Source organism: Amycolatopsis sp. NPDC045836, from assembly GCF_056431745.1.
In genome coordinates this window covers 1-16,487 of the sequence record NZ_JBWKKF010000038.1, presented here as the reverse complement: position 1 = coordinate 16,487, position 16,487 = coordinate 1, and the positions used below count along the sequence as shown (strand labels likewise).

General features: G+C 71.9%; 13 protein-coding genes and 1 pseudogene. 8 read left to right on the top strand and 6 right to left on the bottom strand.

Annotated elements, in window-relative coordinates; genetic code table 11:
* The first annotated feature begins 87 nt into the window (after positions 1–87).
* A complete protein-coding gene (locus AC07EG_RS38730; protein WP_478258265.1) occupies positions 88–1,077 on the top strand; it encodes a PucR family transcriptional regulator in 990 nt (329 codons plus the stop codon).
* 3 nt (positions 1,078–1,080) lie between these two features.
* Here AC07EG_RS38730 and AC07EG_RS38725 read toward each other — a convergent pair whose 3' ends face one another.
* The 3 genes from AC07EG_RS38725 to AC07EG_RS38715 form a co-directional block, all read right to left on the bottom strand.
* Complete coding sequence (locus AC07EG_RS38725; protein ID WP_478258264.1) at positions 1,081–2,724, bottom strand: tannase/feruloyl esterase family alpha/beta hydrolase; 1,644 nt, start codon at positions 2,722–2,724, stop codon at positions 1,081–1,083.
* Positions 2,725–2,808: 84 nt separating this feature from the next.
* A complete protein-coding gene (locus AC07EG_RS38720) occupies positions 2,809–3,486 on the bottom strand; it encodes a 3-oxoacid CoA-transferase subunit B (RefSeq protein WP_478258263.1) in 678 nt (225 codons plus the stop codon).
* Positions 3,483–4,811: an MFS transporter gene (locus AC07EG_RS38715; protein WP_478258262.1), complete on the bottom strand. Its 1,329-nt coding sequence runs from the start codon at positions 4,809–4,811 to the stop codon at positions 3,483–3,485. Before AC07EG_RS38715 ends, AC07EG_RS38720 begins: the two co-directional genes overlap by 4 nt.
* Positions 4,812–5,023: 212 nt before the next feature.
* On the opposite strand from AC07EG_RS38715, the gene AC07EG_RS38710 reads away from it, so the two are divergent.
* The 4 genes from AC07EG_RS38710 (at position 5,024) to AC07EG_RS38695 (ending at position 10,372) form a co-directional block, all read left to right on the top strand.
* A complete protein-coding gene (locus AC07EG_RS38710) occupies positions 5,024–5,794 on the top strand; it encodes a CoA transferase subunit A (protein ID WP_478258261.1) in 771 nt (256 codons plus the stop codon).
* Positions 5,795–5,806: 12 nt separating this feature from the next.
* Positions 5,807–7,594, top strand: a complete 1,788-nt coding sequence (locus AC07EG_RS38705; protein ID WP_478258260.1) for a helix-turn-helix domain-containing protein — start codon at positions 5,807–5,809, stop codon at positions 7,592–7,594.
* 48 nt (positions 7,595–7,642) lie between these two features.
* Positions 7,643–8,557, top strand: a complete 915-nt coding sequence (locus AC07EG_RS38700; protein ID WP_478258259.1) for a 3-hydroxyacyl-CoA dehydrogenase family protein — start codon at positions 7,643–7,645, stop codon at positions 8,555–8,557.
* Positions 8,558–8,833: 276 nt separating this feature from the next.
* The gene (locus AC07EG_RS38695) at positions 8,834–10,372 is read left to right on the top strand and encodes a poly(ethylene terephthalate) hydrolase family protein (protein ID WP_478258258.1); all 1,539 of its coding nucleotides are present in this window, start codon (positions 8,834–8,836) and stop codon (positions 10,370–10,372) included.
* A 210-nt stretch (positions 10,373–10,582) separates the two neighbouring features.
* On the opposite strand, the gene AC07EG_RS38690 is transcribed toward AC07EG_RS38695, so the two are convergent.
* The 3 genes from AC07EG_RS38690 to AC07EG_RS38680 form a co-directional block, all read right to left on the bottom strand.
* Entirely contained in the window at positions 10,583–10,750 is a 168-nt protein-coding gene (locus AC07EG_RS38690) for a hypothetical protein (protein ID WP_478258257.1), read from the bottom strand.
* A gap of 5 nt (positions 10,751–10,755) precedes the next feature.
* Positions 10,756–12,273, bottom strand: a complete 1,518-nt coding sequence (locus AC07EG_RS38685; protein WP_478258256.1) for an ABC1 kinase family protein — start codon at positions 12,271–12,273, stop codon at positions 10,756–10,758.
* Positions 12,274–12,358: 85 nt separating this feature from the next.
* Positions 12,359–12,685: a hypothetical protein gene (locus tag AC07EG_RS38680; protein ID WP_478258255.1), complete on the bottom strand. Its 327-nt coding sequence runs from the start codon at positions 12,683–12,685 to the stop codon at positions 12,359–12,361.
* Between the two features lie 633 nt (positions 12,686–13,318).
* Between AC07EG_RS38680 and AC07EG_RS38675 the strand changes: the two genes are divergently transcribed.
* The 3 genes and pseudogenes from AC07EG_RS38675 to AC07EG_RS38665 all read left to right on the top strand — a co-directional run.
* Positions 13,319–14,320, top strand: a complete 1,002-nt coding sequence (locus AC07EG_RS38675; protein ID WP_478258254.1) for a polyprenyl synthetase family protein — start codon at positions 13,319–13,321, stop codon at positions 14,318–14,320.
* Between the two features lie 227 nt (positions 14,321–14,547).
* Positions 14,548–16,350: a 1-deoxy-D-xylulose-5-phosphate synthase gene (locus AC07EG_RS38670; protein WP_478258253.1), complete on the top strand. Its 1,803-nt coding sequence runs from the start codon at positions 14,548–14,550 to the stop codon at positions 16,348–16,350.
* 24 nt (positions 16,351–16,374) lie between these two features.
* A pseudogene (locus AC07EG_RS38665) lies at positions 16,375–16,487 on the top strand (flavodoxin-dependent (E)-4-hydroxy-3-methylbut-2-enyl-diphosphate synthase); the annotation flags it as partial.

Genomic DNA, 16,487 nt, shown 5'->3' with positions numbered 1-16,487 from the left:
GGGGGTTGCGCTCCGCTGCCCCCCCCCCCCCAAACGGGGGTGGGGGGGGTGGTGTGGGGGAGAGGGGAGTGGGGTTCACCCCCCCTGGTGGGGGGAACCACCGCGGTGGCGGAAGGGGACCTGGTCGCCGTGGCCCGTGCCGCGCGCGAGGCGGGGTGCACGGTGGTGGGCGGCACGACGTGCGCGGTGCCGATGATCACCGGATCGGACTACCTCGGCACGATGGTCCTCGAGGGCGTGACCGCGGTCGGTGACATCGACCGGCGCACGCTGGAGGCGACGGCGCTGGTGGCTTCGCTGGTGCTGGTGACGCGGCAGCGCGTGGTCGAGACCGAGGCCCGGGTGCGCGGTGAACTGCTGGAGGACCTGCTGTCCCCGTCGCCGCGCCGGGACGAGTTGCTGCGGCACCGAGCCTCGCTGCTGGGTGTCGACCTCGACGCCAGGCACGTCCTCGTGGTGGCGCGGGTGTGCGGTGGCGGGCGCGACCACTGCCACGCCGCCGCGGCGGCGCTGGCCCGCCGTGGTGGTGGCCTGGCGACCTCCCGCGAGGGTGCGGTGGTGCTCCTGCTGCCGGGCACCGATCCCGGGCAGCAGGCGCGCACGGTGAGCGGTGAGCTGTCCACCGCGGCACGGCCGGTGACCGCGGGCGCGGCGGCGGTGGAGAGCATCGACCGGGTCGCCGAGGCGTACCGGGAGGCGGCGGACTGCGCGCAGGCCATGCTGGCGCTGGGCCGCGCCGGTGACGGGGCCGGCGCCGCGGAACTGGGCGCGGTGGGGGTGCTGTTCGGCAGCCGGCGCGACCTCGGTTCGTTCGTCGACTCGGTGCTGGGGCGCCTGCTCGACTACGACGAGACGCGCGGCGCGGAGCTGGTGCGCACGCTCGGCGCCTACTGCGCGAGCGGGCAGAGCGTCGCCACCGCGGCGCAGGAACTGCACCTGCACGCCAACACCGTCACCCAGCGCCTGTCCCGGATCGGGCAGCTGCTCGGGGAGTCGTGGCGTTCGCCGGACCGCTTGCTGGAGGTGCAGATCGCCCTGCGGTTGCTCAGGGTCAGCAGGCCGGAGCTGCTGCGCTGACCGCTACCGGGTGCAGACGTAGCTGCGTGCCGAGTGGGGGTCGCCGACCCCGGGGTAACGGGGCCAGGTGGGGTACTGGCACAGGGGCCGGGTGCGCCCGGCGGCGGCGGGGTTCTTGTCGGTGACGACCTGCCTGGCCGGTGGGCGGTGGTGCTCCACCCAGTTCTCCAGTGCGGTCAGCGAGTCCCAGCCGGCGGCGAAGGCGGCGTCGACGTTGACGTGGTTGGCGCCGGGCACCAGGTAGAGGCGGGCGAACCGCTGGGTCGCGGCCCTGCCCACCGTGGTCTCCACCCGCCGGAAGTAGTCCACGGTGGAGCGGTGGCTGACCAGTTCGTCGGCGGTGCCGTGCACCAGCAGCAGTTTGCCGCCACCGCCCGCGAACCGGCGCAGGTCGGGATCGTTGACGTCCTGCAGCCGCGACAACTCACTGATGCGTGCCTGCCACCTGCCGGGCTCGCGCGGGTCCAGCGACAGCGAGTCATACCCGGGGTCGCGGGTGACGAAGTACTTGACCCATTGCTCCCAGAACTGCACGCCGTACCCGGCCGTCTCGGGCATCGGGTTGGCCGGGGCGTGGGTGCCCACGCCCAGCAGCGGTGTGGTCATGTCCGCGCCGGACAGGAACGGGAAGCCCGGGTAGCCGCGCTCGCCGCTGCCGATCGGGTGGTTCCACCGCAACGGCTCCGACAACGCCCGCACCGCCTGGACCTGCGCGTCGGACAGGCACGTGTCGCCCAGGTCCGCGCCGTCGGCGCAGCGCAGCGACCGCGGGTCGAACCGGCAGCCCGCCTCGTCGGAGACCACCCCGTCGCGGACACCGTCGCGGCCGTCGCACGCCTGTACCACCGCTCGGTACAACAGGGCCTGCTTCGCGGGGCCCGGGAACGCGCCCGGCCGGGACAGCAGCTGAGCCTGATAGCCGAAGAACAGGTCCAGGCTCGCGGCGTTCCACGCCGGGTAGGCCGAGATCACGCCGTCGAAGTCGGCGGGCCAGCGCTGCGCGACCGCCAAGCCCTCCCGGCCGCCGCTGGAGCCGCCCGCGAAGAAGCTGTGCCCCGGCGGCACCCCGTAGCGCTTGCCGATCAGGAACAGCGCGGCGTCGCGGGTTTTCTTCAGCGCGTCGCCGGCGAAGTTGCGCAACGCCTCGTCGTTGACCGCGAAGGACCCGTCCAGGGACCGGGCCGGGGTGAAGTCGGGTGCGGCCTGGTGGCCGGAGTCGCCGGCGAACGTCGCGTACCCGCGGCCCAGCGGGGAGGGCCGGTCGGCGGGCGCGTACGGAACGTTGCCCGCGACGTCGGGGATCGTGCCGTCGTACCCGCCGCCGCCGAACATCATCGTCTTGCCGTTCCAGCGCGCGGGCAGGGCGAGGCCGATGAAGATGTCGGGTGCGGCCGGGTCGACCGGGTGCAGTGCGGCGTCCACGCGGCAGTGGGCGCCGATCGCGGTGGGGCCGTTGCCGGTGGCGGCGACGAGCCGGGTCGCGGTGACCTCGCCGCCGGTGGTCGGCAGTCCGATCACCGAGGCGGGGATCTTCGTGCCGTTCAGCGCGGCGCAGCCGGCCGCGCCGGGCGCCGCCAGTGCCGACGGGGTGAGCGACGCGCCGCAGGCCAGCGCCGCCACCGCGGCTGGGACCCAGTGCCTTCTCATGGTGCCTCCTTGGCCTGTGTGCGGGGGTTCGCCGAGGTGGGGCCGCGGGCCGGGGTTTCCGGCCGGCTCGCAGCGGTTTCCCGGTCAAGGCAGCCGCAGGTGCCGGTCCGGGAGCACGGGTGCCGGTTCGCCGGGCACCAGCAGGCCGGGCCCGGTGGCGGCCCGCACCTCCTCGACGGTGGTCCCGGGTGCCAGTTCACGCAGCACGAGGCCGTCGGGGGTGACGTCGAGGACCGCCAGGTCGGTGATCACCCGGTGCACCACACGCCGGCCGGTGAGCGGTAGCGAGCAGGTTTCCACGACCTTGGCCGCGCCGTCCCGGGTGGTGTGTTCCATCAGGACGATGACCTTCCGGGCGCCGTGGACGAGGTCCATCGCCCCGCCCATGCCCTTGACCACCGCGCCCGGGATCATCCAGTTGGCCAGGTCACCCTCGGCGGAGACCTGCATGGCGCCGAGCACGGCGACGTCGAGGTGACCGCCGCGGATCATGGCGAACGACAGCGCCGAGTCGAAGAAGGATGCACCGGGTGTGACGGTGACGGTCTCCTTGCCCGCGTTGATCAGGTCGGGGTCCTCCTGGCCCTCGACCGGGTACGGGCCGACGCCCAGGATGCCGTTCTCCGAGTGCAGCACGACGTGCTTGCCCTCGGGGAGGTGGTCGGCGATGAGGGTGGGCAGGCCGATGCCGAGGTTGACGTAGCCGCCGTCGGGCAGTTCGCGGGCGGCGCGGGCGGCCATCTGGGCGCGGGTCAGGCTCATCGGGCGGACACCTCGGCGAGGTCGCGGTGGCGGGTTTCGGTGGCGGCGAGCACCCCGGCGGTGGAGATGAGGGCCGCGACCACGACGTAGATGGTGATCGGCGTGGGGCTGCCGTAGCGGGCCAGCAGCGCGGTGGCGATCAGCGGGGCCAGGGAGCCCGCGATGATCGAGGTGACCTGGTAGCCGATGGACGTGCCGGAGTAGCGCACCTCGGTGTCGAACTGCTCGGCGAAGAACGCCGCCTGCGGCCCGTACATCGCGGCGTGCGCGATGAGCCCCCCGACCACGGCGAGGGTGAGCAGCCACCCGTCGCGGGTGTCCAGCAGCGGGAAGAACAGCAGCGCCCACAGGCCCATGCCGATGGTGCCGGCCAGGTAGACCGGCCGCCGGCCGACGCGGTCGGACAGCGCGCCGAAGGCGGGGATGGCGACGAGGTGGACGACGTTGGCCAGCAGCAGGGCGTTGAGCACCACCGCCTTGTCCAGCTCGAGGTGGGTGGTGACGTAGGTCAGCACGAACGCGGTGATGATGTAGTAGGAGATGTTCTCCGCCATGCGCGCCGAGATGCACACGGCGATCTGCTTGGGGTGGCGGCGCAGCGCCTCCAGCGCCGGAGCCCGCCGGGCCGCGCCGCCGGTGGCCTCGGCGCGGGCCCGGGCCCGAGCGCGGGCCTCGGTGAACACCGGTGCGTCCTCGATGGACGAGCGGATCCAGTAGCCAAGGCCGATCAGCACGGCCGACAGCAGGAACGGCACCCGCCAGCCCCAGTCCAGGAAAGCCTCGTCGGGCATGGTCGCGGCCAGCAGCGCGAGCACCGCGGTGGCCAGCAGGTTGCCGACCGGGACGCCCGCCTGTGGCCAGCTGGCCCAGAAGCCGCGCCACCGCGGCGAACCGTGCTCGCTGACCAGCAGCACCGCGCCGCCCCACTCGCCGCCGATGGCGAAGCCCTGCACCAGCCGCAGGACCGTCAGCAGCACGGCCGCCCACACACCGATCGAGGCGTAGGTGGGCAGCAGGCCGATCGCCGCGGTGGCCACGCCCATCACCACCAGGCTGACCATGAGCAGCTTCTTGCGGCCGAGCCGGTCGCCGAAGTGCCCGAACACCAGGCCGCCAAGGGGACGCGCGACGAAGCCGAGCGCGTAGGTGAGGAAGGCCAGCATGGTGCCCACCAGCGGATCGCTCTGCGGGAAGAACAGCTGGTTGAACACCAGCGCGGCGGCCGAGCCGTAGAGGAAGAAGTCGTACCACTCCACGGCGGTGCCGACCAGGCTCGCGGCCACCACCCGGCCCATCCGGGTCGGTGGTGCGGTGGCTGTGCTCATCAGGGACTCCTTTGTCGTGCCGTGCCGGAAACACCACCCGGGAACGTCACCGGCGGGCGGTGTGCACGGCCACGAACGCTAGGCCGGGGGCGCACGCCGTCCAATGTGCCCGGCCACGTAAAACACGCGTCGCTGGTGTGCGCGGCCACATTGTCGGCCGCACGGGGGTTCGCCCAGGGTTGACCTCGCACGACACCGGAGGAAGGGACAGGATGGACAAGCTGGTAGCGACGGCCGCGGCGGCGGTGTCCGACATCCCCGACGGGGCGAGCCTGGCGGTCGGCGGGTTCGGCCTGTGCGGGATCCCGGTGGAACTGGTCCGGGCCCTGCACGCGCGCGGGACCACCGGGCTGGACGTGGTGTCCAACAACTGCGGGGTGGACGACTTCGGGCTGGGCGTCCTGCTCGCCGACCACCGCATCGCCCGGATGAGGAGCTCCTACGTCGGGGAGAACAAGGAGTTCGCCCGCCAGTTCCTCGCCGGGGAGCTGGCGGTCGAGCTGGTGCCGCAGGGCACGCTGGCCGAGCGGCTGCGCGCCGGTGGAGCCGGTGTCCCCGCCTTCTACACCGCCACGGGCGTGGGCACCCAGATCGCCGAGGGCGGTGTCCCGCTGCGCCACTCGCCTGACGGCCGGGTCGAGACGACCACGCAGGCCAAGGAGGTCCGGCACTTCGACGTCGGCGGCGAGCCACACCCGTTCGTCCTAGAGCGCGCGATCACCTGCGACTACGCCCTCGTGCACGCCGCCCGCGGGGACCGGCACGGCAACCTGGTGTTCCACCGGTCGGCACGCAACTTCAACCCGTTGTGCGCCATGGCCGGCCGGATCACCGTCGCCGAGGTCGAGCACCTGCTCGAGCCCGGCGAACTGGACCCCGACGAGGTGCACCTGCCCGGGGTGTTCGTCCAGCGCGTCGTGCACGTGGGCACCGGCATCGGGAAAAGGGTGGAACGGCGCACCGTGCGGCCGGCCGCGGGATGAGAGGACAGGCGCGTGGACGGTGTCGCCTTCCGCCTCCTGCAACTGCTCGCCGGGGGCGCCCGCAGCGAAGAGCTGGCTCTGGTCGCCGTGGGCGACCCCGGTGCGGGTCCGGCGGTCGAACTGGCGTTGCGCATCAACACCACCCTGCGCGGCCACCGGCGCCGGGAGGCCGAGCTCAGCGCCCTGTTCGACACCGCGGGCGATCTGGCCCGGCTGCGCGACCCCGACGAGGTGCTGCGGTCCATCGTGCACCGGGCCCGCCGCCTGCTCGGCGTCGAACTGTCGTACCTGACCTTCAACGACCCGATCACCGAGACCACCTCCATGCGCGTCACCGACGGCTCGGTCTCCGAACTGTTCCCACGGGTCCGCATGGGGATGGGCGTGGGCCTGGGTGGCCTGGTCGCGCAGACCGCCCGGCCCTACGCCACCCCGGACTACCTCACCGACGAACGGTTCCGCCACAGCGAGCCCGTGGACGCCGCGGTGCGGGACGAGGGGCTGACCGCGTTGCTCGCGGTGCCGCTGGCGGTGGGGCACAGCGTCATCGGCGTCCTCTACGCCGCCGAGCGCACGCACCGGGAGTTCACCCCCGACGAGATCGCCCTGCTCTCATCGCTGGCCGACCACGCCGCCGTCGCACTGGACAACGCCAGGCTGCTCGCCGAGGTCAGCGCCCACAGCCAGGCCGTGGAACGCGCCGAAGAGGTCCACGACAAGCTGATGGACCTGGTGCTGCGCGGCGGGGACCTCCCGGCCGTGGCCGCCGCCGTGGCCGGCACGCTGGGCGGCGGCATCGGCGTGTTCACCGCCGACGGCGCCGAACTGGCCCGCACCGGACCGCCCGCCGAAGCCCCGGACCCGCGCGACGTCGCCGCCTCCCACCAGTCCGGCCGGGCCGTGTCCACCCCGCACGGCTGGATCTGCGCGGTGCAGGCCGGACCGGAGCTGCTGGGCAGCATCGTGCGCAGCGCCGGCCCCGCCGACCTGGCCGACGCCGACCGGCGCCTGTTCGAACGCGCCGCCGTGGTCACCGCCCTGCTCCTGCTGCTGCGCCGCTCGGTGGCCAGGGCCGAGGACGAGGTCCGGGGCGAACTGCTCACCGACCTGCTCACCGCACCGGAACGCAACCCCGCCGCGCTGGTCGACCGCGCACGCCGCCTCGGCGTGGACCTCACCGCCCCCCTGGCCGTGCTCATCGCCCACGCCACCGCGGTCCCACGCCGCCGCCTGGCCACCGCCGCCGCCCAGCACGCCACGCTGGTCGGCATCCACGCCGAGCAGGTGGTGCTGCTGGCCCCCACCGATCGCCCCGGCACCCTGGCCGGCCGCGTCTCGAACGCACTGGGCACCGCGGCGCGCTGCCCGGTCACCGTCGCTGCCGCCGGTCCGGCTCGCGGCCCCGCCGAACTCGCCCGCGCGCACGCCGAAGCGAGCCGGTGCCTGCGCGCACTGCTGCGCCTGGGCCGCGAGGGCACCGGCGCTTCGATGGCGGAACTGGGCTTCATCGGCCTCTTGCTCGCCGACCACGGCGACCACACCGGGTTCGTCCAGCGCACCCTCGGCCCGATCTTCGACTACGACCGCGAACGCGGCACCGAGTTGCTCCGCACCCTGGAGGCCTACTTCGCCACCGGCGGCCACCCGCCGCGCGCCAAGGACCTGCTGCACGTCCACGTCAACACCGTCGCGCAACGCCTGGACCGCGTCGGCAAATTGCTGGGACCGGACTGGCAATCCCCCAGCCGGATACTGGAAATCCAACTCGCACTGCGCCTGCACGCATTGCAGGCGAACTGAGCACGAGCACACCTCCCGCAGGTGGCCCGATTCGACCGGAGTACATCCATGACAATATTCGGCATAGTCGGTGCAGGGCTCATGGGGCACGGAATCGCCGTCGCACTGGCCCAGGCGGGCCACCACGCCCGGCTCTACGACCCGGACCCCGCGACACTGGGCGACCTGCACAGCCGCGTTGAGAAGGCACTGGAGCTCAGCGGGACCGCCGAACCGGCGAGAGGAGCGGTGCAGGACCTCATCAGCGCCGTGCCCGACCTCGACGCCGCTGTGCACCACGCCGACGTCGTCGTGGAGGCGGTGCCGGAACGGATGGCCGTGAAGCACGAAGTCATGGCGTCCGTGGAAGCCGCCGTCCCCGCGCGCACGCCGATCTGGTCGAACACCTCGGTCCTGTCGATCACCGGCATCGGCACCGGCATGCGGCGGCCCGAGCGCCTGGTGGGCGTGCACTGGTGGAACCCGGCCCACCTCATCCCCCTAGTGGAGATCGCCCCCGGCACCGCGACGAACCCGCGACTGGTCCAGGACGCCGAGGAACTGATCCGGGCCCTGGGGAAGACGGCGGTCCGCCTGCACCGCGACGTCCCCGGTTTCATCGGCAACCGGCTGCAGTTCGCCCTGGTGCGCGAAGCCCTGCACCTGCTCGGCGAAGGTGTCTGCGACGCCGAGACCATCGACACGGTGGTGCGGACGAGCTTCGGACTGCGCCTGGCGGCCGTCGGCCCGATGGAGAACGCCGACTACATCGGACTGGACCTGACCCACGCCATCCTGGCCAACCTGGCACCGCACCTGTCCACCGCCACCGAGTCGTTCCCCGCGCTCGAGGAACTCCTCGCCGGAGGACACCGCGGCCGAGCCACCCGCCAGGGCATGCTCACCTGGACCGAGCACCGCCACACCGACGTGGCCGATCGGCTGATCACCGGTATCCGCCGCAACCTCGGCGCAACCCGGTGAGCCACGGGGCGGACGAGCCCGCCGGAAAGCGGCTCGTACGCCCATTCCCGCTACGCGACGGAGGCCACCGCGTCCTGCTCTGGCCGCACCGCGGGAAATTGCCGGCCCCGTTCACGGTTCCCGTCAACGCGCCTGTGGCCGACAACATGAGGACGGCGCCCAAGAGTGTGAGCGGACACCTGGTTCCACCGTTTGCACGTTCGTAGCATCAGCGAAACAGCGTGACGCCGGTCACCTGCTCACCTCTGCACCACTTCCCGTTCAGGAGGCTGTCCAATGTCTGCAACTCAATCCCGTGCCGCTGCCCGCGGCCGCGGTGCGGCACTGCTCGCGGTGCTGACCGCGGTGGTGGCCGCCGCGGTGTCGCTCGTCGGGTTGCCACCCCAGGCACGCTCGGACTCGTACGCCACCACGGCGGCGGCCGAGCACGACCCGGTGATCATCATTCCGGGCATGGGCGGCACCACCCAGTACATGGAGCCGATGAGGACCAAGTTCGTTTCCGCGGGGTGGCGGGCGGACCGCGTCGACACCTGGACCGACAGCACCAGCATGAACGGTGACCTCACCAAGGCCGGACAGGAGATCGGGCAGAAGGTCGACAGCGTGCTGTCCCGGACCGGCGCCCGCAAGGTCGTCCTGGTCACCTGGTCGGCTTCCACCCTCGCGGCCCGCTCCTACCTCAAGAACGTCGCCGGGGCCCAGGACAAGGTCTCGCTGTACTTCTCCATGGCCGGCCCGCACCACGGCACCACCATCGCATCGATGTGCCAGCACATCGTCTCGTGCAAGCAGTTCGCCACCGGCTCGCCCTGGCTGGCCGCGTTGAACGCCGGCACCGAGGTCCCCGGCTCACCCGCGGTGCGCTACACCACGCAACGGTCCAACTGCGACTGGAACGTCAACCCCAGCACGTCGGCCGAACTCGCCGGAGCCACCAACCTCCAGACCCCGGCCTGCATCGGCCACCTCGACTTCCCCAGGGACGCCGGCGTCTTCAACCAGATCAAGAACACCATCACCGACCACGAGAACCAGCCCACCACGCCCGCCGACCCGCCGGCCTCGCCCTGCGAGTCGGTCGACGGCCAGTGGGACACCACCGGCCCCTTCACGGTGACCTCCGCTTCCAACGGGCGCGGGACCACCGTCGTCCGGCCGGTCGCGCTGGGCACGCTGGGCTGCACCAAGCACCCGGTGGTGCTGTGGAACAACGGAGCCCGCTCCAAATTGGACCGGTATCTCCCGCTGCTCAACCACCTCGCCTCACACGGCTTCATCGTCGCCGCCGCGGAGGGCAACGCGGGCAACGCCGGCCCCATGCTGCAGGGCCTGGATCACCTGACCACCGAGAACAACCGGGCGGGCAGTGCCCTGCAGGGCAAGGTCGACCTGTCCAACGTCGGGGCCACCGGCCACTCCTTCGGCGGCGGCGCGGCGATCGACGCCGGCGCCGACGCGCGCGTGGACACCATCGCCCCGATCTACCCGCTCGCGACCACCAGCGGCAGCCGGGTGCGCGGCCCCGCGCTGTTCATCGCCGGCCAGAACGACACCATCGTCTCGCCCATCGTCGTCCGCACCCCCTACAACCAGGCCACCCGGGTCCCCGCCATCTACGCCGAGCAACGCGGCGCCGACCACTACGGCATCCCCGCCCTGCACGGCACCATCACCTCCTGGTTCCGCCTGCACCTGATGCAGGACGAACAGGCCCGCGGCCGGTACTTCGGCCCCGGCTGCGGCTACTGCTCTTCCGCGTTCTGGTCGGTCTTCGAACGCAACGCCAAGGCACAAGCCGTTCCCGGTCCCTGACACACCCGAGCACGACACGGGGAGCCCGGCAAACTCGGGCTCCCCGTCTTTTCCCGGGTTGGAAAGCGACCCCGCAAGGGCTGATCACCGGCATTCGGGCCGACGAGGCCGCGCCGCGGGCAACCGAGGAACGCCGTGGCAACCTGGAACTCCGCTGGGTGGCCTTGCCGTTCTACCTGCTGTCCCCGAGGCAGGTCGTCAAAAGCGGGTTCAGCGGCGCTGACGTCGATACAACGTCCAGGTCAGCAGGACGAGTCCGAGGGTGGTCCAGCCGGCGACCAGCAGTGCGCTGGACTGCCGGGCCAGCGTGAGGTTGACCAGCAGCAGCCCGAGCGCCGCCAGTGCGAACACCGGGTGGAGCGGGGTGTGGCCGGCCACGCGCTTCACCGGTCGCCGGTCCGCCGGGTGCGGGGTCGCCGTTGCCGCCAGAGGTAGGCGGCCAGCGCCGCGCCGACGACCAGCCGCTTTTTCCTGGTGTCGGGCGAAAACCTGCCGAGTTGGGTGACCCGCAGCTGGAGCCGCCCGCTGCTGAGGTCTCGCAGGACGTTCTGCGCTTGCTGGAGTGCGGCGGTGCCGCCGGAGACCAGTTCCAGGACGGTGCGGGCGAGTTGTTGCTCCGAAGCGGTTTCCTCGAGCAGGTCGAGCATGATTTCGGACAGCTGGTCGCGGAAGGTGTCGGTGATGCTCAGCTCGGGGGCCAGGTAGCGGATCGAGCCTTCCAGGTTGGCGAAGGACTTGCCGAGCACGGCGATGGCGGGGTTGGTGCGGATGCGCCGCTTGGTGGCGCTCTTGAGGATGGCGGTGAGCGTGACGCCGAGGTTGAGTTCGTCGAGCGACGCGCTGGCCACGTGCGGGACGAGGGCTTCCATGTCGTTCTGGAAGGCGGGGAGGTCGGCACCGTCGGTGGGGCGGCCCAGGTCGGTCCACGCCCGCGCGAGGCCCTGCCCGTCGTTCATGGCGACGTTGGTCAGGACCAGCAGGATGGCTTGACTGGTGCGGCGGTCGATGCGCCCGACCATGCCCCAGTCGATCAGCGACGCCTTTTCACCGGGGTGGACGAAGATGTTGCCGGGGTGGGGGTCGGCGTGGAAGACCTTGGTGGTGAAGTAACTGCGGTACATGTAGGCCAGCAGGTCGCGGCCGATGGCGATCCGTTCGGCGGCCGGGAAGTCCGCGGGGTCGGCGTCGCGGATGGACTGCCCTGGCGCCCGGCTCTGGATCATCACCCGCGGGGTGGCCAGCAGCACTTCGGGCACGTCGAGGTGCTTGAACCCGGCGATGTCGGCCCGTGCCCGGTCCATCTGGCGTGCTTCGAGGGTGAAGTCGAGTTCCGAGCGCATGGCGTCGAACAGCAGGCTGAGCATGGCTTCGACGTCGATGACCTCGGCGAAGCCGGAGGACGCCTTGGCCACCAGCTTCGCCATCCGGCGCAGCAGCGCCATGTCCTGGGTGACCAGCGGGACGATGCCGGGGCGCTGGACCTTCACCACGACGGGTCTGCCGTCGGGTTGTGTGGCGGCGTAGACCTGGGCCAGTGACGCCGCGCCCAGGGGGCGGCTGGTGTCGATGGTGCGGAACCGCTGCCGCCACCGACTGCCCAGTTCCTGTACCAGCACCGGTTCGAAGACCGAGAAGGGCTGGACCGACACGGTGTCGTGCAGGGTGCGGAATTCGGCGAGCATCTCCTCGGAGACGAAGTCCGGTCGCGTGGAGAGCATCTGGCCGACCTTGATGTAGAACGGGCCGAGCCGTTCGAGGGCGAGCCGGACTTCGCGGGCCCGGCACTGAGCGTGGCTCGGGCCTTCGGCGGTGTCGCCGCCGAAGCGCACGGCATGGCGCGCCTCGAAGGAAACCACGGAGCCCAGTGCCGCTGCCAGGGCGCGCAAGCGGTGTTCGCGCAAGGTTGTGCTCTCCCTCGGTCGAAACGAACGAATCACGGCGAAGGGCAGGACGGCACCCGATGAGGCCGCCCCGCCCTCCGGGGAGTCAGTGCTTCGCCGACGTCGCCTGGCCACCCCGCGAGTGCCCTTGGGTGTCGGCTTCCTCCGCCCGCAGCGCAGCGAGCTGGTCGACCTTGGCGCTCAGCTCGGCCAAGGCGGTCTGCAAAGCCGCGATCTCCGCGGCAGGCACCTCGTCGTCCTCGTCGTCCTCGTCGTCCTCATCGGTGTCCAGGGCCTTGCGGGCGGTGGACCGCAGGTCCTGCTCGACGTCGCGGGCGCGGTCGAGCATGTCGTCGACCACCTCCTTGGTGTCGTCGACGATGTTGCCGAGGAATTTGATGATCCCCCGGCGTTGCCGGGTGGCTCGGGCCATTGTCGCTCCTCCGATGCTGAAGGTCGGATAGCTGGGATTCGCCGGCGCAACCTCCGGTTCGGGCGCGTTCCACCGGTCGCAAGCGGACATTCTATGCAGCACTTCAGCAGGCTTGCACAGTTCCACGGGGGGGAACCACCCCAATCGCGCAAGCGGGAACTGAAACGGGCCAAGATCGATATACCCGTGATTACGATAGGCAACGCCCGAACGTTTGACCATCAATAGGTCAACCTGCCGCGAACTGGATCAAGGCCCGAAGTTAGCCCGAACAGACCTTTGCGCGCAGCGTCTCCCGTCGGCTACCTTGGGTGATCAGAGCACTTGCTCCGAGTGATCACCCCGCCACTCGGCCACACACTGACCAGCGGCGTTGGTGGTGACGTCAGGGGCACCGCCGTTCAGCAGACAGCGGCATCCGGGCGACGTGTCGTCCAGGGCACCCATTCCCCGCCACCCGTTCGGTGCACGATTCCCCGTGCCGTGGATCACCGGAACAGGCCGCCTGCCTCGCCGGACAACGAGGAAGGAATGCGCAAACAATGGCGCCCGCGTCAACGTGGCTGGCGCCTCCGTTGCCGTGACCGACTTGAGCGGAGGGTCGTTTTGACACCCCCACTGACACAGAAATCGATGGACACTTTGCGCTGGGCACGCGAACTCGTGGATCCCGCGTTGCGGGAGGCCGTGAAACGGCTTCCCGAGCCGATGGCAAAAGCCGTCGGTTACCAATTCGGCTGGGTCGATCGGTGCGGCCGGCCGGTGGCGGGCCCGGCGGGCAAGGGCCTGCGCCAGGCCCTGGTGCTGCTGTCGGCCGAGGCGGTCGGCGGCCGGGCGGAATCGGCGGTGCACGCGGCGGCGGCGGTGGAGCTGGTGCACAACTTCTCGCTGGTGCACGACGACATCATCGACGGCGACGAGATCCGGCGGCACCGGCCGACGGTGTGGGCGTCCTTCGGCGTGCCGGCGGCCACCCTCGCCGGTGACGCGATGCTGGCCCTGGCGTTCGACGTGCTGGTGTCCGTGGCGGCGGCCAGGACCCCGGCGGCCAGCCGGGCGTTGGCACAGGCGTTGCTGGAGTTGGTGCGCGGGCAGAGCGACGACGTGGAGTTCGAGAGCAGGCTGCTGGTCGGGCGTGAGGAGTACGTGCGGATGGCGGCGGGGAAAACCGCTGCGCTGTTCGGCTGCGCGTGCGCGATGGGGGCCGCACTGGGTGGTGGGCCGATGGAGGCCGTGGGCCACCTGCACCGGTTCGGGCACCACCTGGGCCTGGCGTTCCAGCTGATCGACGACTTCCTCGGCATCTGGGGCGACCCGTCCGTCACGGGCAAACCCACCCGCTCGGACCTGCGGTCGCGGAAGAAGACGTTCCCGGTGATCCTCGCGCTGGACTCCGACTCGGGTGAAGGCCGCGCCCTGGCTGCGCTCTACCGCCGGGCCGAGCCCTTCGGCGAAGAGCACCTGGAGACGGCGGCTTCACTGATCGAGCAGGCGGGCGCTCGGGAACAGACGCAGGCCGAGGCGGGCAGGCACCTCGAACGGGCGCTGAACTGCTTGCAGGCGGTCGCCCCCGTGCCGGGACCAGCCACCGAACTGACGGCTCTCGCGCATCTGGTGACCGCCCGTGAGCACTGAGCACAACACACACGGCACAGCCGCGGTGGCATCCGTGCGCGCGTGGGCGGACGCCCCCGGCATCCGGCCGGGGACGCGGTCGTCGCGACGGCGATCCAGCAGCCCGGCGGCGTCGCCGAATGTGCGGCCGCGCCGCTGCTGACCGCCACGCTGCGCCGTGCGGGGATTGCGGTGCACCAGGCCATTGGTGGCGACATCTCCTCCCTCCCACAGAAAGCACGACAGCGATGACCCAGCAGATTGCGGACGCCCCCGGACTCCTCGCCGGAACACGGCGGCTGAGCGAACTCCCCGCCGGCGACCTGCCCGTCCTGGCCGCGCAGATCCGCCGCTTCCTCGTCGGCACCGTTTCACGCACCGGTGGGCACCTCGGCCCGAACCTGGGTGTGGTCGAGTTGTCGATCGCGCTGCACCGGGTGTTCGACTCCGCCCGTGACCGGGTGCTGTTCGACACCGGCCACCAGGCCTACGTCCACAAGATCCTCACCGGCCGGTGGCACCGGTTCGCCACCCTGCGGCAAGCCGGCGGGCTGTCCGGTTACCCCGATCCCGCGGAATCCGAGCACGATCTGGTGCGCAACTCCCACGCCTCCACCGCGCTGTCCTACGCCGACGGCCTCGCCACCGCGCTGCGCCTGCGCGGTGAGGACCGGCACGTGGTCGCCGTGCTCGGCGACGGGGCGCTGACCGGCGGAATGGCCTGGGAGGCGCTCAACAACCTCGCCACCGCCCCGGACCGGCCACTGGTCGTCGTGCTCAACGACAACGGCCGGTCCTACGCACCCACGGTGGGCGCGATCGCCGAACACCTGGGCGCGTTGCGTGCCCCGGCCGACGCCGGCCACCCCTGGCCCAGCCTGTTCGGCACGCTCGGACTGGACTACCTCGGCCCGGTCGACGGGCATGACACCGCGGCCGCCGAACACGCGCTGCGGCAGGCGAAGGACTCGGGCCGCACGGTGGTGGTCCACTGCGTCACCACCAAGGGCAAAGGCCACCCGCCGGCGGAGAACGACGAAGCGGACTGCCAGCACGCGGTGAACCCGCAACCGGCGCCGGCGCGGGCGAAGCGCACCTGGACCCAGGAGTTCGCCGAAGAGATCGCCGCGGCGGGCGAGCAGAACAGCGACGTCGTGTGCCTCACCGCGGCCATGCTGCGCCCCACCGGCCTGCACCCGTTCGCCCGGGCGTTCCCCCACCGGGTCTTCGACGTCGGACTGGCCGAACAGCACGCCGTCACCGCCGCCGCGGGCCTGGCGCTCGGCGGGCTGCACCCGGTGGTCGCGGTGTACTCGACGTTCCTCACCCGCGCGTTCGACCAGGTGCTGATGGACGTGGCGCTGCACGGACTGCCGGTGACCTTCGTGCTCGACCGCTCCGGCCTCACCGGCCCGGACGGCCCCAGCCACCACGGCATGTGGGACGCCTGCGTCCTGCCCGCCGTGCCCGGCATCCGGATCGCCGAACCCCGGGACCCGGCCCGGCTGCGGCAGTTGCTGCGGGAGTGCCTCGCCGTGGGCACCGGCCCGACCGTGCTGCGCTTCCCCAAGGGCACCTCGGGCCCCGACCTCGACGCCGTCGGGCACGTCGGCGGTGTCGACCTGCTGCGCACGTCTCCCGCGGCCACCGTGCTCCTGCTGGCCGTCGGCGGCCGCGCCGAAGCCTGCCTGCGCGCCGCCGACCTCCTCGCCGCTTCCGGCATCACCGCCACCGTGGCCGACCCCCGGTGGACCACCCCGCTGCCGGAGGTCCTCGGCGAGCTCGCCGCGCGCCACCACCTGACCGTGACCGTGGAAGACAACGCCCGCACCGGTGGCTTCGGGCAGCGCCTCGCGCACCTGCTGACCGCCCGCGAGCACCCACCGCGGTTGCGCACCCTCGCGCTGCCCACCGAGTTCCTGCCGCACGGCGAACGCGCCGACCTGCTGCGGCAGCACCGCCTCGACGCGTCCGGCATCGCCGCCACCGTGCGAGCCCACCTCGCCAAGGAGGACACCGTGACCGCCCCCCAGCACTACCGGGCGGGGTGAACCGTGCCGGCCACCCCCCTGCCCTTGACCACTGCCCCACCGCCCGTGCTCGCCGAGCGCCGCAAGACCCGTCAGTTGCAGGTGGGTCCGGTCGGTGTGGGCAGTGAGCACCCCATTTCCGTGCAGTCGATGACCAC